This window comes from Pseudomonas stagnisoli (genome assembly GCF_048595745.1).
Classification (GTDB): Bacteria; Pseudomonadota; Gammaproteobacteria; order Pseudomonadales; family Pseudomonadaceae; genus Aquipseudomonas; species Aquipseudomonas alcaligenes_A.
This window is the reverse complement of sequence record NZ_CP184361.1, coordinates 2,194,038-2,215,239: the sequence shown is the minus strand read 5'-3', so window position 1 is coordinate 2,215,239 and position 21,202 is coordinate 2,194,038. Positions and strand designations below refer to the sequence as shown.

General features: G+C 55.3%; 27 protein-coding genes. All 27 read left to right on the top strand.

Going from position 1 to position 21,202, the window contains the following annotated elements; translation table 11 throughout:
• Positions 1–134 precede the first annotated feature (134 nt).
• The 27 genes from ACOAPY_RS10705 (at position 135) to ACOAPY_RS10575 (ending at position 21,037) form a co-directional block, all read left to right on the top strand.
• Positions 135–1,742 (top strand): carboxyl transferase domain-containing protein, encoded by a 1,608-nt coding sequence (locus tag ACOAPY_RS10705; RefSeq protein ID WP_465153278.1) that lies wholly within the window; start codon positions 135–137, stop codon positions 1,740–1,742.
• 128 nt (positions 1,743–1,870) lie between these two features.
• A complete protein-coding gene (locus tag ACOAPY_RS10700; RefSeq protein WP_465153277.1) occupies positions 1,871–2,665 on the top strand; it encodes a gamma-carboxygeranoyl-CoA hydratase in 795 nt (264 codons plus the stop codon).
• 79 nt (positions 2,666–2,744) lie between these two features.
• Positions 2,745–4,700 carry an acetyl/propionyl/methylcrotonyl-CoA carboxylase subunit alpha gene (locus ACOAPY_RS10695; RefSeq protein ID WP_465153276.1) on the top strand — a complete coding sequence of 652 codons (1,956 nt, stop codon included), beginning with the start codon at positions 2,745–2,747 and terminating at the stop codon, positions 4,698–4,700.
• 129 nt (positions 4,701–4,829) lie between these two features.
• Entirely contained in the window at positions 4,830–5,726 is an 897-nt protein-coding gene (locus ACOAPY_RS10690) for a hydroxymethylglutaryl-CoA lyase (RefSeq protein WP_465153275.1), read from the top strand.
• A 309-nt stretch (positions 5,727–6,035) separates the two neighbouring features.
• Positions 6,036–7,991 carry an acetoacetate--CoA ligase gene (locus ACOAPY_RS10685; RefSeq protein WP_465153274.1) on the top strand — a complete coding sequence of 652 codons (1,956 nt, stop codon included), beginning with the start codon at positions 6,036–6,038 and terminating at the stop codon, positions 7,989–7,991.
• Between the two features lie 85 nt (positions 7,992–8,076).
• Positions 8,077–8,817 (top strand): substrate-binding periplasmic protein, encoded by a 741-nt coding sequence (locus tag ACOAPY_RS10680; protein WP_465153273.1) that lies wholly within the window; start codon positions 8,077–8,079, stop codon positions 8,815–8,817.
• 122 nt (positions 8,818–8,939) lie between these two features.
• Complete coding sequence (locus ACOAPY_RS10675) at positions 8,940–9,281, top strand: hypothetical protein (protein ID WP_465153272.1); 342 nt, start codon at positions 8,940–8,942, stop codon at positions 9,279–9,281.
• Positions 9,282–9,387: 106 nt separating this feature from the next.
• Positions 9,388–9,771, top strand: coding sequence for a hypothetical protein (locus tag ACOAPY_RS10670; RefSeq protein ID WP_465153271.1), 384 nt, complete (start codon positions 9,388–9,390; stop codon positions 9,769–9,771).
• 86 nt (positions 9,772–9,857) lie between these two features.
• A complete protein-coding gene (locus ACOAPY_RS10665) occupies positions 9,858–10,334 on the top strand; it encodes a DUF6714 family protein (RefSeq protein WP_465153270.1) in 477 nt (158 codons plus the stop codon).
• A gap of 77 nt (positions 10,335–10,411) precedes the next feature.
• Positions 10,412–10,771 (top strand): lysozyme inhibitor LprI family protein, encoded by a 360-nt coding sequence (locus ACOAPY_RS10660; RefSeq protein ID WP_465153269.1) that lies wholly within the window; start codon positions 10,412–10,414, stop codon positions 10,769–10,771.
• 570 nt (positions 10,772–11,341) lie between these two features.
• Complete coding sequence (locus ACOAPY_RS10655; RefSeq protein WP_465153268.1) at positions 11,342–11,674, top strand: hypothetical protein; 333 nt, start codon at positions 11,342–11,344, stop codon at positions 11,672–11,674.
• A gap of 122 nt (positions 11,675–11,796) precedes the next feature.
• Positions 11,797–12,045: a hypothetical protein gene (locus tag ACOAPY_RS10650; RefSeq protein WP_465153267.1), complete on the top strand. Its 249-nt coding sequence runs from the start codon at positions 11,797–11,799 to the stop codon at positions 12,043–12,045.
• A gap of 86 nt (positions 12,046–12,131) precedes the next feature.
• Positions 12,132–12,557: an Imm50 family immunity protein gene (locus ACOAPY_RS10645; RefSeq protein WP_465153266.1), complete on the top strand. Its 426-nt coding sequence runs from the start codon at positions 12,132–12,134 to the stop codon at positions 12,555–12,557.
• Positions 12,558–12,644: 87 nt separating this feature from the next.
• Entirely contained in the window at positions 12,645–13,211 is a 567-nt protein-coding gene (locus tag ACOAPY_RS10640; protein ID WP_465153265.1) for a hypothetical protein, read from the top strand.
• 121 nt (positions 13,212–13,332) lie between these two features.
• Positions 13,333–13,638 (top strand): hypothetical protein, encoded by a 306-nt coding sequence (locus ACOAPY_RS10635; protein ID WP_465153263.1) that lies wholly within the window; start codon positions 13,333–13,335, stop codon positions 13,636–13,638.
• 84 nt (positions 13,639–13,722) lie between these two features.
• The gene (locus tag ACOAPY_RS10630; protein WP_465153262.1) at positions 13,723–14,190 is read left to right on the top strand and encodes an ankyrin repeat domain-containing protein; all 468 of its coding nucleotides are present in this window, start codon (positions 13,723–13,725) and stop codon (positions 14,188–14,190) included.
• Between the two features lie 543 nt (positions 14,191–14,733).
• Positions 14,734–15,063 carry a hypothetical protein gene (locus ACOAPY_RS10625; RefSeq protein WP_465153261.1) on the top strand — a complete coding sequence of 110 codons (330 nt, stop codon included), beginning with the start codon at positions 14,734–14,736 and terminating at the stop codon, positions 15,061–15,063.
• A gap of 361 nt (positions 15,064–15,424) precedes the next feature.
• Positions 15,425–15,742, top strand: a complete 318-nt coding sequence (locus ACOAPY_RS10620) for a hypothetical protein (protein ID WP_465153260.1) — start codon at positions 15,425–15,427, stop codon at positions 15,740–15,742.
• A 108-nt stretch (positions 15,743–15,850) separates the two neighbouring features.
• Entirely contained in the window at positions 15,851–16,324 is a 474-nt protein-coding gene (locus ACOAPY_RS10615) for a hypothetical protein (RefSeq protein ID WP_465153259.1), read from the top strand.
• A 125-nt stretch (positions 16,325–16,449) separates the two neighbouring features.
• Positions 16,450–16,938 (top strand): hypothetical protein, encoded by a 489-nt coding sequence (locus ACOAPY_RS10610; RefSeq protein ID WP_465153258.1) that lies wholly within the window; start codon positions 16,450–16,452, stop codon positions 16,936–16,938.
• Positions 16,939–17,023: 85 nt separating this feature from the next.
• Positions 17,024–17,437: a DUF4279 domain-containing protein gene (locus ACOAPY_RS10605; protein ID WP_465153257.1), complete on the top strand. Its 414-nt coding sequence runs from the start codon at positions 17,024–17,026 to the stop codon at positions 17,435–17,437.
• Between the two features lie 97 nt (positions 17,438–17,534).
• A complete protein-coding gene (locus ACOAPY_RS10600; RefSeq protein WP_465153256.1) occupies positions 17,535–17,948 on the top strand; it encodes a hypothetical protein in 414 nt (137 codons plus the stop codon).
• Between the two features lie 78 nt (positions 17,949–18,026).
• Positions 18,027–18,404, top strand: a complete 378-nt coding sequence (locus ACOAPY_RS10595) for a DUF4288 domain-containing protein (protein WP_465153255.1) — start codon at positions 18,027–18,029, stop codon at positions 18,402–18,404.
• 85 nt (positions 18,405–18,489) lie between these two features.
• On the top strand, positions 18,490–19,023 hold the full coding sequence (locus ACOAPY_RS10590; RefSeq protein WP_465153254.1) for a hypothetical protein: 534 nt from the start codon (positions 18,490–18,492) through the stop codon (positions 19,021–19,023).
• Between the two features lie 90 nt (positions 19,024–19,113).
• Positions 19,114–19,656, top strand: coding sequence for a hypothetical protein (locus tag ACOAPY_RS10585; protein ID WP_465153253.1), 543 nt, complete (start codon positions 19,114–19,116; stop codon positions 19,654–19,656).
• Between the two features lie 471 nt (positions 19,657–20,127).
• Positions 20,128–20,418 (top strand): toxin-antitoxin system YwqK family antitoxin, encoded by a 291-nt coding sequence (locus ACOAPY_RS10580; RefSeq protein WP_465153252.1) that lies wholly within the window; start codon positions 20,128–20,130, stop codon positions 20,416–20,418.
• 85 nt (positions 20,419–20,503) lie between these two features.
• The gene (locus tag ACOAPY_RS10575; protein WP_465153251.1) at positions 20,504–21,037 is read left to right on the top strand and encodes a hypothetical protein; all 534 of its coding nucleotides are present in this window, start codon (positions 20,504–20,506) and stop codon (positions 21,035–21,037) included.
• The last annotated feature ends 165 nt before the right edge of the window (positions 21,038–21,202 follow it).

Sequence of the window (21,202 nt, the reverse complement as noted above, 5' to 3'; positions counted from 1 at the left end):
GCCGACAGTCCCCTCTCCCATTTATGGGAGAGGGTTAGGGAGAGGGGCTCTGCATCAACTGCCACCCTCTCCCCCGGCCCCTCTCCCGTGAACGGGAGAGGGGAGCCATAGAACAACGTAGCCCGGAGCGCCATATGGCCATCCTGCACACCCAGATCAACCCCCGTTCGCCGGAGTTCGCCGCCAACCAGGCCGCCATGCTCGCCCAGGTCAACGACCTGCGTACCCTGCTCGCCCGCGTCCATGAGGGCGGCGGCGCCAAGGCCCAGGAGCGCCACACCTCGCGCGGCAAGCTGCTGCCGCGCGAGCGCATCAACCGCTTGCTGGACATCGGTTCGCCCTTCCTCGAAGTCGGCCAGCTGGCCGCCCATGAGGTCTACGGCGAAGACGTGCCGGCCGCCGGCGTGGTCGCCGGCATTGGCCGCGTGGAAGGCGTCGAGTGCATGATCATCGCCAACGACGCCACGGTGAAGGGCGGCAGCTACTACCCACTGACCGTGAAGAAACACCTGCGAGCCCAGACCATCGCCCAGCAGAACCGACTGCCGTGCATCTATCTGGTGGATTCCGGCGGCGCCAACCTGCCGCGCCAGGAAGAGGTGTTCCCCGACCGCGAGCACTTCGGCCGCATTTTCTTCAACCAGGCCAATATGAGCGCCCAAGGCATCCCGCAGATCGCCGTGGTCATGGGCTCCTGCACCGCAGGCGGCGCCTACGTGCCGGCAATGAGCGACGAGACCATCATGGTGCGCAACCAGGCCACCATCTTCCTGGCCGGCCCGCCTCTGGTGAAGGCCGCCACCGGTGAGGTGGTGACCGCCGAGGAGCTGGGCGGTGCCGACGTGCACTGCAAGACCAGCGGCGTGGCAGACCACTACGCGGAGAATGACGAGCATGCCCTGGCCCTGGCCCGGCGCTGCATCGCCAACCTCAATTGGCGCAAGCTCGGCCTACTGCAGGCTCGCACGCCCATCGCCCCGCTTCACGCGGCGGACGAGCTGTACGGGATAATCCCGGCGGACGCCAAACAGCCCTTCGATGTGCGTGAAGTGATTGCGCGCATCGTCGACGGCAGCGAATTCGATGAGTTCAAGGCGCTGTTCGGCACCACCCTGGTGTGCGGCTTCGCCCACGTCCACGGCTACCCGGTGGCCATCCTGGCCAACAACGGCATCCTGTTCGCCGAGGCCGCGCAGAAAGGCGCGCACTTCATCGAACTGGCCTGCCAGCGCGGCATCCCGCTGCTGTTCCTGCAGAACATCACCGGCTTTATGGTCGGCAAGAAGTACGAGGAAGGCGGCATCGCCAAGCACGGCGCCAAGCTGGTCACCGCCGTGGCCTGCGCCAAGGTGCCGAAATTCACCGTGATCATCGGTGGCAGCTTCGGCGCCGGCAACTACGGCATGTGCGGCCGCGCCTTTGAGCCGCGCTTTCTGTGGATGTGGCCCAACGCGCGCATCGGCGTGATGGGCGCCGAGCAGGCCGCCGGCGTGCTGGTGCAGGTCAAGCGCGAGCAGGCGGCCCGCGCCGGCCACCCGTTCAGTGACGAGGAAGAGGCGCGCATCAAGCAGCCCATCGTCGCCCAGTACGAGCAGCAGGCCCACGCCTACTATTCCAGCGCCCGCCTGTGGGACGACGGCGTGATCGACCCGGCGCAGACCCGCGACGTACTCGGCCTGGCCCTGTCCGCCAGCCTCAATGCGCCGATCGAGCCGACCCAGTTCGGCGTGTTCAGAATGTAAGAACGATGACTCCCCTCTCCCTCCGGGAGAGGGGCCGGGGGTGTGGGACGGTTTGAAGAACGCCGGCTCCCTCACCCCAACCCTCTCCCGCGGGGAGAGGGAGCACAACCGAGTTGCCTGGAGCCGTCATGACCGACTTCACCACCGTTCAACTGGAAAAAGACCCGCGCGGCTTCGCCACCCTGTGGCTGAACCGCCCGGAGAAGAACAACGCCTTCAACGCCGAGATGATCCGCGAGCTGATCCTCGTCATCGACGCGATCGGCGCCGACAAGACCCTGCGCTTCCTGCTGCTGCGTGGGCGCGGCAAGCATTTCTCGGCCGGCGCCGACCTGGCCTGGATGCAGGCCAGCGCCAAGCTGGACTACAACGCCAACCTCAACGACGCTCGCGAGCTGGCCGAGCTGATGTACAACCTCAACGGCCTGAAGATACCGACCCTGGCCGTGGTCCAGGGCGCGGCCTTCGGCGGCGCGGTGGGTCTGGTGAGCTGCTGCGATATGGCCATCGGCGCGGAAGACGCGCTGTTCTCGCTGTCCGAAGTGCGCATCGGCCTGGCCCCGGCGGTGATCAGCCCCTTTGTGGTCCAGGCCCTCGGCGAGCGCACCGCACGCCGCTATGCGCTGACCGCCGAACGTTTTTCCGGCAGCCGCGCCCGCGAGCTGGGCCTGCTGGCCGAGGCCTACCCGGCCGCCGAGCTGGATGCCCAGGTCGAAGCCTGGGTGAACAACCTGCTGCTCAACAGCCCGCAAGCCATGCAGGCCAGCAAGGACCTGCTGCGTGAAGTAGCCAGTGGCGTACTCAGCCCCAACCTGCGCCGCTACACCGAGAACGCCATCGCCCGCATCCGCGTCAGCCCCGAAGGCCAGGAGGGGCTCAACGCCTTCCTGGAGAAACGCACGCCCGCCTGGCAGGAGCAATAAGCATGATGATCCCCTCCCTGCACGCCCTGCTCGGCAAAGCGCTGGATAAACGTTTAAACCTCCAGCAGGAGCCGCAAGCATGAGCCACACGCACATCGACACCCTGCTGGTGGCCAACCGCGGCGAGATCGCCTGCCGAGTAATGCGCACCGCCAATACCCTGGGCCTGAAGACCGTGGCCGTGCACAGTGCCATCGACGCCAACGCCCGCCATGTGCGCGAGGCCGACCTGGCGGTGAACCTCGGCGGCGCCAAGCCGGCCGAGAGCTACCTGCAGATCGACAAGATCATCGCCGCGGCCAAGGCCAGCGGCGCCCAGGCCATCCACCCAGGCTACGGATTCCTCTCCGAGAACGCCGGCTTCGCCCGCGCCATCGAGGCCGCCGGTCTGGTGTTCCTCGGTCCGCCCGCCAGCGCCATCGACGCCATGGGCAGCAAGTCCGCGGCCAAGGCACTGATGGAAGATGCCGGCGTGCCCCTGGTGCCCGGATATCACGGCGAAGCCCAGGACGTGGAAACCTTCCGCGCAGCCGCCGAACGCATCGGCTACCCCGTATTGCTCAAGGCCGCCGCCGGTGGCGGTGGCAAGGGCATGAAGGTGGTCGAGCGCGAGAGCGAATTGGCCGAAACCCTGGAATCCGCCCAGCGCGAAGCCCAGTCGGCCTTCGGCGACTCGCGCATGCTGGTGGAGAAATACGTGCTGCAGCCGCGCCACGTGGAGATCCAGGTGTTCGCCGACAGCCACGGCAACTGCCTGTACCTCAACGAGCGCGACTGCTCGATCCAGCGCCGCCACCAGAAGGTGGTCGAAGAAGCCCCGGCGCCGGGTCTGTCGCCCGAGCTGCGCCGCGCCATGGGCGAGGCGGCGGTCAAGGCCGCCCAGGCCATCGGCTATGTGGGCGCCGGCACCGTGGAGTTCCTGCTCGATGCCCGCGGCCAGTTCTTCTTTATGGAGATGAATACCCGCCTGCAGGTGGAGCATCCGGTTACCGAAGCCATCACCGGCCTCGACCTGGTGGCCTGGCAGATTCGCGTGGCCCGTGGCGAAGCGCTGCCGATCAGCCAGGATCAGGTGCCGCTCAATGGCCACGCCATTGAAGTGCGCTTGTATGCCGAGGACACCGACCACGACTTCCTGCCGGCATCCGGGGACCTCAAGCTGTATCGCGAACCCGCCGCTGGCGAAGGCCGCCGGGTGGACAGCGGCGTGGTCGAAGGCGATACCGTTTCGCCCTTCTACGACCCCATGCTGGCCAAGCTGATCGCCTGGGGCGAGGACCGCGAGCAGGCCCGCCAGCGCCTGCTGGCCATGCTCGAGGAAACCGCCGTCGGTGGCTTTGCCAGCAACCTGCCCTTCCTGCGCCGCGTGCTGGCCCATCCGGCCTTCGCCGCTGCCGAGCTGGACACCGGCTTTATCGCCCAGCATCAGCAACAGCTGCTGCCGGCCATCACCGAGCTACCCGCCGAGTTCTGGCAACTGGCCGCCGAGGCCTGGCTGCAAAGCGAAACGCCGCGCCGTAGCCACGAGGACTATCACTCGCCCTGGGCCGCCAGCAGCGGCTGGCGTTCCGGCCTGACTGCAGAAACCGATGTACATCTCGCCAGCGGCGAGCAGCGCCACACCGTGCACCTGCGTGGCCCGGCGCAATCCTGCCTGCAGGGCGAACAGCTGTGGACCGAGCAGAACGGCCTACGCCTCGCACACCGGGCGATCCGCCAGGGCGATGCGCTTTATCTGGAATGGCAGGGCCGCCTGCACGATGTGCGCCGTGTCGACCCGATCGCCGAGGCCGAAGCCAGCCACGCCCAGCACGGCGGGCTGACGGCACCCATGAACGGCAGTATCGTCCGCGTACTGGTCGAAGCCGGCCAGACCGTGGAGGGCGGGCAGGCCCTGGTGGTGCTGGAAGCCATGAAGATGGAACACAGCATCCGCGCGCCCCACGCCGGCACGGTCAAGGCGCTGTATTGTGGCGAGGGTGACATGGTCAGCGAAGGCGCTGCACTGGTAGAGCTGGAAGAAATCCCTGCCTAGCACGGACAGTTCCCTCTCCCTCCGGGAGAGGGTTAGGGTGAGGGGCCGATCCGCCCCTCACCCTACGCGGGCCGCCCCGCCCTCTCCCGTGGGAATAGGGGGTTTCAAAACAATCTTGCGAGGAACTTCATGAACCTGCCCCACCACGTCCGCCTGGTCGAAGTCGGCCCGCGCGACGGCCTGCAGAACGAGAAACAGCCGATCAGCGTGGCCGACAAGGTACGCCTGACCGATGACCTGAGCGCCGCCGGCCTGAGCTATATCGAGGTGGGCAGCTTCGTCTCGCCCAAGTGGGTGCCGCAGATGGCCGGCTCCGCCGAGGTGTTTGCCCAGATCCAGCGCAGGCCCGGCGTGGTGTATGGCGCCCTCACCCCCAACCTCAAAGGCTTCGAGGCCGCCGTCGAGGCCGGGGTGAAGGAAGTGGCGGTGTTCGCCGCCGCCAGCGAGGCCTTCTCGCAGAAGAACATCAACTGCTCCATCGCCGACAGCCTGGAGCGTTTCGTGCCGGTGATGGAAGCGGCCAAGGCTCACGGCATCACGGTGCGCGGCTATGTCTCCTGCGTGCTAGGTTGCCCCTACGAGGGCGAAGTGGCGCCCGAGCAGGTCGCCGCCGTGGCGCGCGAGCTGCTGGCCATGGGCTGCTACGAAATCTCGTTGGGCGACACCATCGGCACCGGTACCGCCGGCAAGACCCGCACCCTGTTCGAGGTGGTCGGCCGCGATATCCCGCGCGACAAGCTGGCCGGGCACTTCCACGACACCTACGGCCAGGCCCTGGCGAACATCTACGCCAGCCTGCTGGAAGGCATCGCCGTGTTCGACAGCTCGGTCGCAGGTTTAGGCGGCTGCCCCTATGCCAAGGGTGCCACCGGCAATGTCGCCACCGAGGACGTGCTCTATCTGCTCAACGGCCTGGGCATAGCCACCGGCATCGATATGGACAAGCTCATTGCTGCCGGCCAACGCATCTGCGAGGTACTCGGCAAGCCCAACGGCTCGCGGGTGGCCAGGGCCAGACAGGCTTAGCCCAGGCAGGCACGGAAAGTCCCCTCTCCCATTTATGGGAGAGGGCTAGGGAGAGGGAAAGCGCTCGAGTAGCCCGAATGCAATCCGGGGAAAAACCATCCACACCCAACCCTGTCAGCTTTTCCTGACAGGCTGTAAAGCGCGCAGTGCCCGCCATCGCTGCACCGTAGTGCCCACGCCACAGCGGCGTGGCTCAGAGGCAGGCCGACCGACGGCAGCAGCCATGGCCGCCACCGGACAACCCTTTAGGCTGTGCCATCCGCCGCCTCTGGGCTGGCGCGAACGAACAAGAACCATCGAGGAATCGAGATGCAACAACCGCTCTGGGCGCCCTCCGCCGAACGCATCGCCGCCACCCGCATGGATGCCTTCCGCCGCTTCGTCAACCAGCGTCACGCCCTGCAACTGACCGACTACCCCTCCCTGCACGCCTGGAGCGTGGCGCAGCGCGAGGCGTTCTGGCAGGCCATTGTCGATTTCTTCGAGGTGCGTTTCGCCCAGCAGCCCGAGGCGGTTCTGCGCGAAGGCCCGGTCATGCCCGGCGCGCACTGGTTCCCCGGCGCCACCCTGAACTTCGCCGAACACCTGCTGCGCCGCCGCGACGACCATCCGGCGCTGGTCGCCATTGGCGAGGACGGCTCGCGCGAGCAGCTGTCCTATGCCGAGCTGGCCGCCCATGTCGCCGGCCTGCAGCGCAGCCTGCGCGAAGCCGGCGTCGGTGTCGGCGACCGCGTGGCCGCCTTTATGCCCAACACCTGGCAGACCGTGGTCGGCATGCTCGCCACCGCCAGCCTCGGCGCCACCTGGTCGTCCTGCTCGCCGGACTTCGGCACCCAGGGCGTGATCGACCGCTTCGGCCAGATCGAACCCAAGGTGCTGATCGCCGCTGCCGGTTATCACTATGCCGGCAAGAACCTCGACCTGACCGCCAAGCTCAACGAAATCCTTGAGCGCCTGCCCTCGCTACAGCAACTGGTGGTGGTGTCCTACTCCAACCTGACGGCCGGGGCCGGCGACTTCCTCAGCGCCGCCCGCGTCAGCCTGTGGCAGGACTTCTACCAGGCCGGCGGTGAACCGCAGTTCAACCCGGTGCCCTTCGAGCAGCCGCTGTACATCCTCTATTCCAGCGGTACCACCGGCGTGCCCAAGTGCATCGTGCATGGTGTCGGCGGCACCCTGCTGCAGCACGTCAAGGAACTGGGTCTGCACACCGACCTGACGGCCGACGACACCCTGTTCTACTACACCACCTGCGGCTGGATGATGTGGAACTGGCTGGTCTCCGGCCTGGCCCTGGGCGCCAGCCTGGTGCTGTTTGATGGCTCCCCCTTCCACCCCTCGGCCGAGCGCCTGATCGACCTGATCGACGCCGAGAACATCAGCCTCTTCGGTACCAGCGCCAAGTTCATCGCCGCCCTGGAAAAAGCCGGCGCCAAGCCGCGCGAGACGCACAAGCTGGGCCGGCTGAAGGCCATTCTCTCGACCGGTTCACCGCTCGCCCACGAGAGCTTCGAGTACGTCTACCGCGACATCAAGCGTGATGTCTGCCTGTCCTCCATCTCCGGCGGCACCGACATCGTGTCCTGCTTCGCCCTCGGCAACCCAACCCTGCCGGTCTGGCGCGGCGAGCTGCAGTGCAAGGGCCTGGGGATGGACGTGCAGGTGTGGAATGACCAAGGCCGGCCGGTCAACGGGGAAAAAGGCGAACTGATCTGCGCCCATCACTTCCCCTCCATGCCGGTCGGCTTCTGGAACGATGCGGCTGGCGAGAAATTCCACGCAGCCTACTTCGCCAGCTTCCCCGGCGTCTGGGCCCATGGCGACTACGCCGAGATCACCGAGCACGGCGGCCTGGTGATCCACGGCCGCTCCGATGCCGTGCTCAACCCTGGCGGCGTGCGCATCGGCACCGCCGAGATCTACCGCCAGGTGGAAAAGGTCGAGCAGGTACTGGAATCCATCGCCATCGGCCAGGACTGGGAAGGCGATGTGCGCGTGGTACTGTTCGTCCGTCTGCGTGACGGCGTTGTACTGGATGACACCCTACAGGCCGAGATCCGCCAGGTGATCCGCGCCAACACCACACCGCGCCATGTGCCGGCGAAGATCATCCAGGTCGCCGACATCCCGCGCACCATCAGCGGCAAGATCGTCGAACTGGCGGTGCGCAATGTGGTGCACGGCAGGCCGGTAAAAAACACCGACGCCCTGGCCAACCCGAAGGCGCTGGAAATGTATCGTGACCTACCGGAGCTGCAGTCTTAATGAAGTTGTAAGCCATCCATCATTCGCAGGAAGCGACTCTGCGCGCTCTATGCTTGATGCGCATAACCCGGACAGGATGTTCCCGATGCCAATCGTTATCTGCCTGCTGGTTTCCCTGCTGTTCAGCGGTCACAGTGCTGCCGAGGTACCGCTGGAACTGCATATGCCGGATGCCCCGCCGCTTACCCTGCACAACAACGCGCGTGGTCAAGGCATGGTCGGCGACATCACCCTCGCCGCCATCACCCTCATTGGCCGAACGGCACGCATCATCGACGAGCCCTGGGCCAGGGCGCAGGTCAAAGTCGCCACTGGCCATAATCAACTGATCATCCCGCTGTCGCGCACCCCGGAGCGCGAGGAGCGCTACACCTGGATCGTCCCGATCATGCCGCTGGAGCGCGCATTCTTCAGCCTCGACGAACCTGTCAGCAACTTCGCGCAGGCCCGCCAGCGCTACCGGCGTATCGGCGTCGGGCTCGGCACCGCCCAGGTGGAAATCCTGCGGCGCGAGGGCTTCGCCGAGGAGCAGATCATCCAGCTCAAGCTGGGCGAGAACCCCGCCATCCTGCTCGAACGCGGGCGCCTCGATGCCTGGTTCACCGGGATTCCGGAGGCGCTGTATATCTGGCACCAATCGTCGCAACAGCGCCGCAAGCTCAACCAGAGCCCGGTCATGACCAGCACTGATCTTTACCTGGCCTGTTCCAGGATCTGCGATCCGCTGATCGTCGAGCAACTGCGCGCCGCCGTGCTGGAACTGGAGTCCAGCGGCGTCAGCCCGCGACTGCGTCAGGCCTATCTTCCCGAGGTTGGCCAACAGTGACCACTGCCCCCGCACGCGGCTAAAAGCTGAGCTGACCAACCTCGCGGCACGCCTGCACCGGCTTGAGCAAAGCGCCAGCACTGGGGCAGACTGCGAGCACCTCGCACAGACCCGGTGACAATATGGACGTTGTCAAAACCCTCAAGCCCGGCAAACCCGGCACCAAACGCTTGCAAGAACGCTACGGCGAGCAACTCGTCGCCGTCCGCTACCGCCTCGACCGCAAAACCAACACCCACTACACCACGGTCGAACTCATCGTCGAACAAAAGTACGTCCTGTACAAAACCCCACCACCAGCACCCACCCCGCCGGTAGCCCTGCGCATCTTCCGCAACGAAAACGACCTCCAGCGAATGATCAGAAGCGCCGGCGGCAAGTGGGACCGTGAGAATCAGGTATGGCTGATAGAACGAAGCGAGGCCGAGAGGCTGGGGTTGGCGGAGCGGATCATCTGGACATAATGGCTATATGTGGATATCAACATGCCTAGCAATAGCCACAAACACCCAGTATCGGACATTATGCCTACCCCTAGGCATGTCGTATAAACACTAGTTAGAGAAAAACATGGAACGTAACCCGATACTACTTGGGCTAGCCACGGCAGCAATTTCGCTCCTGATCGTTAAGCTATTCAAAGCCACACTGGGCAGCCACCTTGCAAGCTTCATCCTGGAAGCCATCTATAACCTTCCATGGTTAGCTGGTGGCTTCGTTATTGGTTACAAGTCTAAATTTTCCCCACTCAAAAATGGCGCTATCGCTGGTGCGGTTTATGGCCTCATTTTCTGCCTGATCGGCATCGTTTTAGTTTCAGCTCAAACCTATGGAGTACAAGAGAAAATGTCACAGATTGGCATCGCAGCCATAGCCATTCTAAAGTTCTCCGTCATGTTCTCCTTGGCATCCGCCTTCGGGCATGTACAAAAATTACCGCGTGCAGTTCTCTAACAATGCGCTCAACTGCCGCTCACTTCGTTCGCTGGACGTCCAAAAGCTGCGCTTTTGGCCGCCCGTTAGCTTAATCGTTATGCACTATGAAAACTGAAACCATCCAAAGCGAAGTGGAGAAACATTTCCCCTTTGTCGCAAAGCCCAAAGGCGCAGCAGTTTCCTTTCACAAGGATGATTGTTTGCATTGTAATTTCCTTAGAGAAGACCTGTTGCCATATAAAGGCCACGAGCTTCCAGTAGACGCTATTCGCTGCCTACATCAGGAAATGTCATGCCTTTCGGCAAGTGGCTGGCGCTGGGCCTTACCATCTTATCTCAGGTATTGCTTAACCAAAGAAGCCGAAGCGTCAGGCATGGAAACAGAGTTTCTAATCTACAATCTAGGGCCAGCCCCTAAGTATCAGGCCGAAGCACGTGTTAGGCTCTCAGCCCTCAATCAAGAGCAAATAAATTGTCTTCTGAACTTCCTGCTTTGGTGCAAAGAGCATGAATACTGGTCAACGTACTGCCCAGAAGATATTCAAAGAGCAATTGAATTTATCCTGACGCTAAGGGCATAACAATTGGTTCAAGTCGCTCGCTCCGCTCACTCGGGACCGGCTAAAGCCGGCCCCTTAACCAAACGTTAGAGGCAATAATGCCTGATCGCCAAATCCCAGTTCTTGCGTCTGCTATCTGGTTATCTATCGCAAGCAGTTCTGTAATCGCAGAATCACAAGCGGAATATGCAGAAAAAGCGCATGCCTCTTGGCAGCAGCAGAACCAGTTAATGGAAGAAAGCTACAATCGCCTTCTGTCAGAAGCCGAAGCAGAGCCAAGTAAAGAACCAGCCCAGCAGCTCAGAAAAGCAAAAGAGCAATGGGTGGAGTTTAGAAACTTATTCTGCAAGTCAGTGAGCCAGACCTACGGCGGGCAATGGCAGTCTGTGCATGAATCAGAGTGCAGGGTAAAACTAGCAAACCAATTAAAAGCAACTACTGACACATACGGATGGTAGCCTCTAACAATGCACTCAAATCGCTCACTCCGTTCGCTGGGACCGGCGAAGCCGGCCCCTTAGCTTAATCGTTAGGCAAGTCATGAACACACGAATCAAGACAGCCCTTGCCATAGCTCTTACTCTCTACGCTATTACAGGAGTGGTCGCCTGGAACAAAGAGGCTGAACTAATGTCTCGCAAAGCCCGGGAAGGCTACGATAGAACGGTAAAGCTTCAGAGGAAACTTGAGCAGGAGTGCATAGCAAAAGGCTCTCGCAGTTCCTGCGCATACAACATCGCATACGCAACAGGCCCAGATTGGTCAGTCAACGTCCTTCCTATTCTGCCAGGAATTTCATTAATCAACTCAGCCTACCATGTTGGCCCTAAGCATGCCGAAGGCTCAACTCGTATTGAACTATGGTATGGTTTCGACTCAATTACACTCCATTATTTTGGATCATGGGTATCCTGAATTGCCGTATTGCCTAACAATGCGCTCAACTGCCGCTCACTTCGTTCGCTGGACAGCCAAAAGCTACGCTTTTGTCTGCCCGTTAGCTTAATCGTTAGGGCAAGGAGGTCAAGATGGATTACGTACTCTTATTTATGATTTATAGAATTCTCATAGTGTTAGGTGGAATTCTATGTGTTTATCTCGGTTATAGATTATTTTTCGTTGCACAAACCAAGCAAGGTGATTTAAGTATTAAAACTGGAGAACACCAAGAGCTTAAATTAAGGGATGTTGCTCCAGGTGTTTTCTTTGCATTGTTTGGCGCTTCAATTCTGACATTCTGCCTGCTCAACGGAATAACCATTAAACCCATTGCCAATGGTATCGGCATATCAAATATGCCAAGTAGCTTGTCGTCACCAAGCCGAGGGGTTTGCATGTCACAACGTGCGGGAGAATGCTAAGCCCTAACTAGTGGTTCAAACCGTTCGCTTCGCTCACTGGGACGGGCTAAAGCCCGCCCCTTAACCAAACGTTATACCCAAATAAAGCACCAAACACACAAGCTATAGAAAAGGAGTTCCTCATGCTTAAAAAACACCTAAAAGCAAAATACAAAGCACTGCCACCATCAGAAAAATTCAAAAGAAACCTTATAGGCATTGCAATTTGGGTCGCAGCCTCTTTAGTTGGCTTGCTTATATTCAAATCGGGCTCAGGTGTTCTCGGCCTGTCAGTGATTTTTATCGGCGCCATCGGTGTAATTGATTCTGCAATACGAGCCCTGGTTAATCTTATAAGAGCCAAAAAGCAAAATGGCGCTCTGGCAGAGTGAGTCAAGTATAACAATTGGTTCAAGCCGCTCGCTTCGCTCACTCGGGACCGGCTAAAGCCGGCCCCTTAACCAAACGTTAGGCTCACATGGAAACTACAAAGCTAATCCACGGATCGGAGAAAGTGGTCGAAGCCCTAGGTGGGTGGCCAAGTTTTCATGATGCCGAAGTCATATCTTTTTCCGTATCGCGTGCGCTGCCGCTAAACGCCACTTCGCCAGTTGCAAATTTGTGCGTTCATGTAAGGCAGTACGCGGAGGTTGGCGTAGGAACCGCCGACTATGAACTCGCAGTCACAAAAAGCGTCTTGGTAAATTTCTCATTTGGCGGTCTCAGTGACATATCCATATCAGAGTTCAACCACCAAAACGTCATAAACTCAATTCAGTTCACCCCCACAGCGGACGGAGAAATAATCGTCCTTATTGAATCCATTTGGGGCTTTGGTGGCAAAATCAAATGCAGCTCGGCCTCAATTGAGTCCGTACAAGAGCTACCAGTTGTGTGCGCCTAACAATGCGCTCAACTGCCGCTCACTTCGTTCGCTGGACGTCCAAAAGCTGCGCTTTTGGCCGCCCGTTAGCTTAATCGTTAGGCTCTTATGGAAATTAAGAAAGTCGCTCCAAGAATTGCATGCCTCATAACTTCATTGTTAGTAGCTGGCTGCGCAAAGCCTTACTTAGCAACAGAACCAGTGCCTGGCCCCTCCGCGAAGGTTCGCTTAATAGCACAGGGGGCAGGCTATGGGCTATTTAGTGCAGTTCACATTAACGGCCATTGTAAAGACATGCGCAGTTTGGGCCAGATCATAGGTTCTGAAAACTGGAATGCTAAAGGTGACATAGAAGTCAGCAACCTAGAAATGATTGACTCCAGCTCAATTCCTAACCACACAAAAATTGAACGCAAATTTAGAGCTAGAGTACCACTCACTATAGAAACCCAAGCGTTAACTCCTGCAAGAGCAGTGGCTGGTGGAATAGCCACTTCTAGCTGCCGTATAACAGCAACATTCACGCCTGAGCCTCAAGGGGAGTATGAGCTTGCTTACAATATGAGCAATGGATTTTGCACGCTAGATATTTCCCGCCTCTCTCTTGATGCTGGAAATTCCGTTATCAGAACGCCCGTCACCTATGTTAAACAAGAGCATGAAAGATGCTGGTGATGTTACGAGTTAACCGAGCCTAACAAGTGGCTCAAGTCGTTCGCTCCGCTCACTCGGGACCGGCTAAAGCCGGCCCCTTAGCCAAACGTTAGGTAATACTCAAAAAAATGGAGATCTATTCATGGATGTTAAAGAATTTGTAGCTGAAACTCTCAGGCAAGTGACTGAGGCAGTGCAAGAAAACCAATCAACCTTTAGCAATGGCCGGGCAGATGTCGCCGGATTAAACAAAATTAATATGTTTTCTCACGGAAGTGCATTCGTAACATATGTTGACTTCGATATTGCTGTTACTGAATCATCCTCGCAAGAAGGTGGTGCAAAATTGAGCATTGCTGGTATTGGAGCTCTTGGAGGAGATCTATCTAATGGCACAGAAACAGTCAGCAGAGTAAAGTTTCGCGTACCTATTCAGGTCACCAAATAGATTACCTAACAAGTGGTTCAAATCGTTCGCTTCGCTCACTGGGACGGGCTAAAGCCCGCCCCTTAACCAAACGTTAGGGGTCACATGACTAAGGACGAACGCTTAGCCGCATTTAAAACAGACGAATATCAACTGGTATCAGCTGTAGAGAATAGCGACTTATCAAAGGTCAAAGAGCTACTACAGAAAGGCATCGGAGTATCAGTGCATGAGCCTATATACCAACGAACAGCACTCCATGTTGCCGCCGATAACGGTTCAACGAAATTTGTATCTTTCCTGATTTCCGCTGGCGCTGACTTGAATGCACTTGATGGCAATGCAATGACGCCACTAATGTGCGCTTGCTCCAAGGGAAAGAAAAAAGGTAGTGATGCTGCTCTTCTCCTAATTGATGCAGGCGCTGACGTTAGATATATACGCACGGAAGATGGCATGAGTGCTATAAAATTTGCCATGTGGGGGCAATGCTCAAATGCCGTACTCCAAAAATTAATAGCATTTGGCGCAGAAGCACCGCCTAGTGACTTTAGAGTTATCCGGCTTGTGTAGCCCCCCTAACAATTGGCTCAAATCGCTCGCCCTGCTCGCTGGGACGGGCTAAAGCCCGCCCCTTAACCAAACGTTAGGTATTCACCATGCTCCGCAGAGTAATTGACACCATAAATAGAATTGCCGAATCAAAACCATCCGCCCCGGAAAGCAAGCCGACACATACCAGAGAACAGCTAATTCAATGGGCAACGGGGTGTATGTGGGAGGGTTTACCTGACTCATTTTATTCCGCATGGGTCGAGTACAGTAGGTCGGCAAGCAATGAGGTGTCTCTATCCTATAAATGCATCCTTGTTAAGGGCGCTGAAGTAACCACGTTCCAACCTGCTGACGACCTATATCCGGCTCAATGCATTGAGCAACTAAGTTCTTACCTCGAAGCCCCAAAAAGAAACTGGAAATCTTGCAAAATTGAGTTCAATCCTCAAACTGCAGCCATTACATACGAATACTGAAAACCTAACAAATGGTTCAAACCGTTCGCTTCGCTCACTGGGACGGGCTAAAGCCCGCCCCTTAACCAAACGTTAGGCAATCCAAATGAGCACATCCGAACGAGATCAGGATCTATGGGAAATGCGGAAAATCTCAAAAGCCCAGAAAGCCCTATTTCCACGCCCGTGCTCGCCAGAGCAAGAGCAATGCATCCGCAGCTCAGAACAATACAAATCTCTGCAAGCAAAATTTGACGCCATCTTCATCAAATATGGCAACAACCCCAACATATTCAAAGACAGTGAAAGAGCAAATTCTAAAAGAAATTCTGGCAAAACCATCAAGTGCACTGTCCATAGAAGCCAGAAACGAGCAGAGAAACAAAAGAAGAATCTTGAAATCAAGCAATCCACCATGGAACCGAGCGATGCCTAACAAACGGTTCAAAGTCGTTCGCTTCGCTCACTCGGGACGCCCGCAAGCTGCGCTCGCGGTCGCCCCTTAACCTGTCCGTTAGGCAGCAAGAGCAATCAGGAAAGTAAACGCATGGAAAGCGCGCAGGCCATCTTCAAAAATGTGCAGCAAAGAAGCCGCCGATTAAGTTCATGGCTGCAGCCATCGCGCCGCTTGCAGGGCCGTTGCGGTAAAGCAAATGCGGGGTTTACGGCGGCAGTTTCCGGCTCAGCACCGAGCCTAACAATTGCCTCAAGTCGTTCGCTGCGCTCACTTGGACGTCCGCAAGCTACGCTCGCGGCCGCCCCTTAGCCAAACGTTAGGCCCATAAGGAAATTAGCGTATGCACCAATGGATTAACCTGACCACCAGATACGGAAATACCATAGCAAACCCCACCTCCGAACAACTCAAGAGTGCCTTGCAGGAAATCTTTTCTTCAAAAGACGATGAGCATCCTGATTGTTGGATTGAGTGCGGTACGCAAGCGGGCGAACTGCATACCCTTTCGGTGTTCTCGTCCGGCTACGCAATTTTCACCAGGTACTCTGACTTCGATATGTCCGAGGAGATTGAGTCGAGAAAATTACCGGCCAAAGATATTAGCTCTGCACAAGTGCTTTGGACGGCTCTCATCAATGCGCGGTATGGTGAGCTCTAAAAATGCTTGGCTTGAGTCCGTGCGCAGCCTAACAAGCGGTTCAAATCGTTCGCTTCGCTCTCTGGGACCGCGTGCCGCGGCCCCTTAACCTAAACGTTAGCGGCATATATGAATTTCCACGTATCTGAAAAATATAAAAGCAGCGGCAAACGAAAAACCATACTCGCCGCATTACTGGTCATCAGCATAATTGCAGGTTCCGCCTGGATGTTTATTGCCAGTGACAGCCTATATCACAAAATATTGGCTACAATTATTACCCTACTACTCATAAAACATTTACCCGGCGCGTATAGAAGCATAAAAAATCATGACTCATCCTATCCGACCGTATCCATAATTGAGCCTGAAAGTAAAATCGAAATATCTCACAAAGGCGCTGTTGTGAGCATACCGTTATCGGATATAGAAAGCCTTAGAATCCAGAGCATAAAAGGCAATATTAAATCCCTGCTGCTAACCACAAAATCTTTCAGCAATCTACGCTTCGAAGGGTACGAGAATTTAGCAGAAATGGCTGAGCTTTTAAGAAAACACACGCCAGCAGGAAAAATCAAAAATGCCACGTGGTATCACCGCTAACAAATGGTTCAAGTCGTTCGCTTCGCTCACTCGGGACCGGCTAAAGCCGGCCCCTTAACCAAACGTTAGCGGTAAAACTCAAACACACACCAGGCAGTTAAATGCTAGCTCGAAGACTAACCATATTGACGATTATCGCAATAGCTCTTGGCCATGCTATTGGCAATATACCACCCATTAGCCAACTTTCATTTCTAATTAATCTAACACCTTCATCCGAAGGTGTTGCATCAAAAATCAACACAGCCACAGCCGCATCACTAAGCCTTTCAATTATTTTCTGCCTGTTAGCAACCGTTATTTATTCCCTGCAGAATAAAGAAGATCTTGCAACAGCACAGATATTTGAATGGTATGGATGCCTTATATTCGGCGGAGCACTTCTTTTATTCTTTTATTGGCTAATAACAAATGTATGGGCAGCAGGCTTTCCACCAATACAGCATGGCCGTGCGGCTAGAGCACTCTACCACCTCAGTTTAAAAAGCGAGCTATGGCTGTCACTTGCAAGCTTTATTCTATTTCTCATGGGAAACCTTGGCTTATATATATTTACAAAAGCTCCGCTACTGCTTCACGCCCAAGTAAAGCAACGTGCCACCGAAAATAAATGAAACCGCTAACTAGTGGTTCAAGTCGTTCGCTCCGCTCACTCGGGACCGGCTAAAGCCGGCCCCTTAACCAAACGTTAGGGAAAAAATGGGACTCCTCGACAGATCCGCCGCATCACTGCGTATTTTTGGTGATGACCTTATCCCCGAAGATGTAAGTAAGTTACTTGGCGCCGTGCCGAGCAAAGCTCATCGTAAGGGCGAGAAAGAAATTGGAGCTGTTACCGGCAAGGTTCGTGTACACAAGACCGGAAGCTGGCGCTTCAGTGTTGAACGCAAAAGCCCAGAAAACCTTGATTCGCAGATTTTTGAAATACTAAACCAGCTATCACAAGACCTATCGGCATGGAAAACCATTAGCTCACGCTATGAAGTTGACCTATTTTGCGGCATTTTCATGGCAAGCTTTAATGACGGCTTGACGCTTTCACCGGAAGCATTGTTCGCCCTTGGGGTGCGCGGAATAAAGCTAAATATGGATATATACGATGCCTCAAAATAAGTCCGAGCACTTCCCTAACAAATGGTTCAAGTCGTTCGCTTCGCTCACTGCGGGACCGGCTAAAGCCGGCCCCTTAACCAAGCGTTAGCAGCCAAAGATGAATCAGAGCTATATACCAATAACAGGCATACTGCCGCCATCAAGTGATGATTTCGCTTTCATGCACTGGGACGGCTGCGAGCCAATCATCGATTACATGCTTACCTTCCGCACAAGCCCTGTCGGTGCTCCACATGAATTTATAACAATACACATGAGCGCTGAAGAAACATCCTACTTCAACATTCAGGGCAAACCACCAAAAGAGTTAAAGCTGGAGTCTTACCGCATATATCGCTTATTAAACTCAAGAATGACCACAGCCACTGACAAAGAGCACATAATTATCACATTGTCGGACAAGTCAATTGAGTTAGTTGGCAGGGAGTTTTACTGTAGCCACTCACTCAACGAAGAAAGTGCAATAAAGGCTCTTATAAAGCATGCACAAAACTGCGGCCTTGGCAGCTAACAATGCGCTCAAATCGTTCGCTTCGCTCACTGGGACCGGCTAAAGCCGGCCCCTTAGCTTAATCGTTAGGAGCCTATTTTGGCCCGAGATAAAAACATATCGCCAGTCGGATGGTACGTTGGGGCCTATCTTTTACGCTTCATTGAAATTAACGACCCAAGCAATGAAGAAAGCGAAGAAAGATTTTTGTCATGGGAAAATACAGTAATAGTAAAAGCAGAAAATATGGACGAAGCCTATGACAAAATCGAAAAAATCGCGAAAGAGTCAACTGAACCATATCTAGGCGGCGCAGATGCCATACCTGTCCAATGGGTATTTGAGGGCATAACAGAGATACTGCCAATCTACGAAGAGATAGAGGATGGTTCAGAAATAATGTGGGCTGAGCATAAGCCTACAAAGCTAAAGAATCTGCGCAAAATGGTTCGGAGGCGTGGTGAGTTCGTGCAGTAGTCTCCTAACACTTGGTTCAAGTCGTTCGCTTCGCTCACTGCGGGACCGGCTAAAGCCGGCCCCTTAACCAAACGTTAGGTGAAAGATGGAACTTCAAAGTCTTCGCGCTCTTTCGCTCATCCTATTCTGCATGCCGTGCTGGGCAGAGATGTCGCAGAAAGACATAGAAGCAGAAAAAGTTTGGGACGCAGGGCAACTAGCAGCCGAAAAAACGATACCAGCTTTGCTAGAAAGCTACGGAAACGCTATAGGTTGTTCTTTTAGCTTTAATCCAAGCCATCTGGTGAAGTACAAAATTCAAAAAGAACCAATTTTTGTCGCAGTAATTGGCTTAGACGTTGGATGCTCGGGCGGTAGTGCCATGGGGCGCACACTGCTAATTGCCATGAAATATGGCGCCTATCACAAAATAAATGTAGTGCCCGAACTCTCTACGCCTACCCAAACCCCCTCTGATTTTCCAAAGCATCTTGAGCGACTCTATCTTGAAAACGGCGAAATTATGTTCTCCGGCTTTGTACCTGACTGGTCAAAGGATTCTCTGTGCTGTGCGTCCCAGCCAGTTAAAGGCAAAGTCTCACTTGCTAATGGCAAGTGGGCGCTATCCTTTCAACAATGAGCATCACCTAACAATGCGTTCAAGTCGCTCGCTTCGCTCACTCGGGACCGGCTAAAGCCGGCCCCTTAACCAAACGTTAGGTTTCACTAAATGGGTACAACATATCAATTTATCTCTAAGCCTGACGAGCCGTCAGAAGTTATCGAATGGTTTAGAAACTTAGAATCACCGCCCACAGAGATTGAAACCAAGTATGGCTTTGTCCTGTACTTCCGAGAAATGGGAGAGCTATCCTATGATGAAAGCGGAAACATAAACCCTAAACTTTCGCCTGTAGCAACGATATTTCTTCCAAAAATTAGAAGGGGAATTATTTGGACTATTGGCGAAGTACACTTTCTTTCTACTCCATTTCGTCAGCAGTACCCACTGCTATATAAGATCAGTCTTGCATTCAAAAAATGGCTGTCTGGGCATACGCTCATTTATTCAAGCAAGCGCAATGACAACAAGTTTTCGTATTATTTGGAAGGGTCGGCCAAGAGCCAAGGCTCAGACATTTATGCCTTCCCAACAGGCCTTGATGAAATAATGGCGGGTAGATACTTCGTAAACGAAGGTGATAACGAAGCTCGGCTAGATAAGATATGCGGCTACCTTCGCCTACGCGGCCTAGAGCCTAGTGAAACCTAACAAGTCATTCCAGCCGACCCGCTAAAGCGGGCGGCTGAATTCCAACGTTAGGGGATTGCATGCCATCACTCCAAGAACTCCAATCGCCGATTGACTCAGCAATCGTGAACTCCATGATTGAGAGCACTCCCGAAACATGGAGCCAGATTATTCTAACGTTGGTACGCGAATCTAATTCCTCTGGTGTAGGTAACTTTACACATGAGTTATCCAGTCCTGAAGGGCATGCACCAGTTGGTCCAGCAGAGAGCTTATTTGAAGCCACTTACCAACTCGATGAGCTATTCCACAGCCATGGTGAGCGCTTATTCACCAAGGCAATTTATCGGGCTAATGCGGTTGGGGACGGTTGGTCATATCACGCTGAGTTTGAATATGCGTAGCATCCCTCTAACAATTGGTTCAAGCCGCTCGCTTCGCTCGCTCGGGACCGGCGAAGCCGGCCCCTTAACCAAACGTTAGAGGCACCACATGGCTGACCTGCAAATTGCAGAAATCCCATATGAGAACGGAAAAATTAAATTCCGTTACTCACGCTACTTATCCTCGGATGAATCACGATGGATAAGACACGGTCTATTTGTTGCGTACCATCCCAATGGAAAAGTTGCTTCAGAAGGAAACTATGAGCATGGTTCGGAGCAAGGGCTTTGGCGTGACTTTCACGAAAATGGCAAACTAGCTGCCGAAGGCGAATACCAAGCAGGCGAACAAATAGGTAATTGGAAATATTGGAATACTGAAGGTGTCAGCGAAGGCTAAATGCCTCTAACAATTGGTTCAAAACGTTCGCTGCGCTCACTGGGACCGGCTAAAGCCGGCCCCTTAACCAAACGTTAGGTGAAAGATGGAACTTCAAAGTCTTCGCGCTCTTTCGCTCATCCTATTCTGCATGCCGTGCTGGGCAGAGATATCGCAGAAAGACATAGAAGCAGAAAAAGCTTGGGACGCAGGGCAACTAGCAGCCGAAAAAACGATACCAGCTTTGCTAGAAAGCTACGGAAACGCTATAGGTTGTTCTTTTAGCTTTAATCCAAGCCATCTGGTGAAGTACAAAATTCAAAAAGAACCAATTTTTGTCGCAGTAATTGGCTTAGACTTTGGATGCTCGGGCGGTAGTGCCATGGGGCGCACACTGCTAATCGCCATGAAATATGGCGCCTATCACAAAATAAATGTAGTGCCCGAACTCTCTACGCCTACCCAAACCCCCTCTGATTTTCCAAAGCATCTTGAGCGACTCTATCTTGAAAACGGCGAAATTATGTTCTCCGGCTTTGTACCTGACTGGTCAAAGGATTCTCTGTGCTGTGCGTCCCAGCCAGTTAAAGGCAAAGTCTCACTTGCTAATGGCAAGTGGGCGCTATCCTTTCAACAATGAGCATCACCTAACAATGCGCATATGGACTCTCCCCACAAGCAGTGAGGAAAGCTTTTTTCGATCCTGTCGTCAGCGCGGTTGCAATCGCATATCCGGCCTTGCATGAGCGGGTGCCCGGGCCATTCTGTAGTTCGCGCAGCGGGGGCCAAGCGTTCAAACGATCCC

Excerpts from the sequence above, each read along its gene's own strand:
- ACOAPY_RS10705 (WP_465153278.1), top strand. The coding sequence starts at position 135 with ATGGCCATCCTGCACACCCAGATCAACCCCCGTTCGCCGGAGTTCGCC.
- ACOAPY_RS10700 (WP_465153277.1), top strand. The coding sequence starts at position 1,871 with ATGACCGACTTCACCACCGTTCAACTGGAAAAAGACCCGCGCGGCTTC.
- ACOAPY_RS10695 (WP_465153276.1), top strand. The coding sequence starts at position 2,745 with ATGAGCCACACGCACATCGACACCCTGCTGGTGGCCAACCGCGGCGAG.
- ACOAPY_RS10690 (WP_465153275.1), top strand. The coding sequence starts at position 4,830 with ATGAACCTGCCCCACCACGTCCGCCTGGTCGAAGTCGGCCCGCGCGAC.
- ACOAPY_RS10685 (WP_465153274.1), top strand. The coding sequence starts at position 6,036 with ATGCAACAACCGCTCTGGGCGCCCTCCGCCGAACGCATCGCCGCCACC.
- ACOAPY_RS10680 (WP_465153273.1), top strand. The coding sequence starts at position 8,077 with ATGCCAATCGTTATCTGCCTGCTGGTTTCCCTGCTGTTCAGCGGTCAC.
- ACOAPY_RS10675 (WP_465153272.1), top strand. The coding sequence starts at position 8,940 with ATGGACGTTGTCAAAACCCTCAAGCCCGGCAAACCCGGCACCAAACGC.
- ACOAPY_RS10670 (WP_465153271.1), top strand. The coding sequence starts at position 9,388 with ATGGAACGTAACCCGATACTACTTGGGCTAGCCACGGCAGCAATTTCG.
- ACOAPY_RS10665 (WP_465153270.1), top strand. The coding sequence starts at position 9,858 with ATGAAAACTGAAACCATCCAAAGCGAAGTGGAGAAACATTTCCCCTTT.
- ACOAPY_RS10660 (WP_465153269.1), top strand. The coding sequence starts at position 10,412 with ATGCCTGATCGCCAAATCCCAGTTCTTGCGTCTGCTATCTGGTTATCT.
- ACOAPY_RS10655 (WP_465153268.1), top strand. The coding sequence starts at position 11,342 with ATGGATTACGTACTCTTATTTATGATTTATAGAATTCTCATAGTGTTA.
- ACOAPY_RS10650 (WP_465153267.1), top strand. The coding sequence starts at position 11,797 with ATGCTTAAAAAACACCTAAAAGCAAAATACAAAGCACTGCCACCATCA.
- ACOAPY_RS10645 (WP_465153266.1), top strand. The coding sequence starts at position 12,132 with ATGGAAACTACAAAGCTAATCCACGGATCGGAGAAAGTGGTCGAAGCC.
- ACOAPY_RS10640 (WP_465153265.1), top strand. The coding sequence starts at position 12,645 with ATGGAAATTAAGAAAGTCGCTCCAAGAATTGCATGCCTCATAACTTCA.
- ACOAPY_RS10635 (WP_465153263.1), top strand. The coding sequence starts at position 13,333 with ATGGATGTTAAAGAATTTGTAGCTGAAACTCTCAGGCAAGTGACTGAG.
- ACOAPY_RS10630 (WP_465153262.1), top strand. The coding sequence starts at position 13,723 with ATGACTAAGGACGAACGCTTAGCCGCATTTAAAACAGACGAATATCAA.
- ACOAPY_RS10625 (WP_465153261.1), top strand. The coding sequence starts at position 14,734 with ATGAGCACATCCGAACGAGATCAGGATCTATGGGAAATGCGGAAAATC.
- ACOAPY_RS10620 (WP_465153260.1), top strand. The coding sequence starts at position 15,425 with ATGCACCAATGGATTAACCTGACCACCAGATACGGAAATACCATAGCA.
- ACOAPY_RS10615 (WP_465153259.1), top strand. The coding sequence starts at position 15,851 with ATGAATTTCCACGTATCTGAAAAATATAAAAGCAGCGGCAAACGAAAA.
- ACOAPY_RS10605 (WP_465153257.1), top strand. The coding sequence starts at position 17,024 with ATGGGACTCCTCGACAGATCCGCCGCATCACTGCGTATTTTTGGTGAT.
- ACOAPY_RS10600 (WP_465153256.1), top strand. The coding sequence starts at position 17,535 with ATGAATCAGAGCTATATACCAATAACAGGCATACTGCCGCCATCAAGT.
- ACOAPY_RS10590 (WP_465153254.1), top strand. The coding sequence starts at position 18,490 with ATGGAACTTCAAAGTCTTCGCGCTCTTTCGCTCATCCTATTCTGCATG.
- ACOAPY_RS10585 (WP_465153253.1), top strand. The coding sequence starts at position 19,114 with ATGGGTACAACATATCAATTTATCTCTAAGCCTGACGAGCCGTCAGAA.
- ACOAPY_RS10580 (WP_465153252.1), top strand. The coding sequence starts at position 20,128 with ATGGCTGACCTGCAAATTGCAGAAATCCCATATGAGAACGGAAAAATT.
- ACOAPY_RS10575 (WP_465153251.1), top strand. The coding sequence starts at position 20,504 with ATGGAACTTCAAAGTCTTCGCGCTCTTTCGCTCATCCTATTCTGCATG.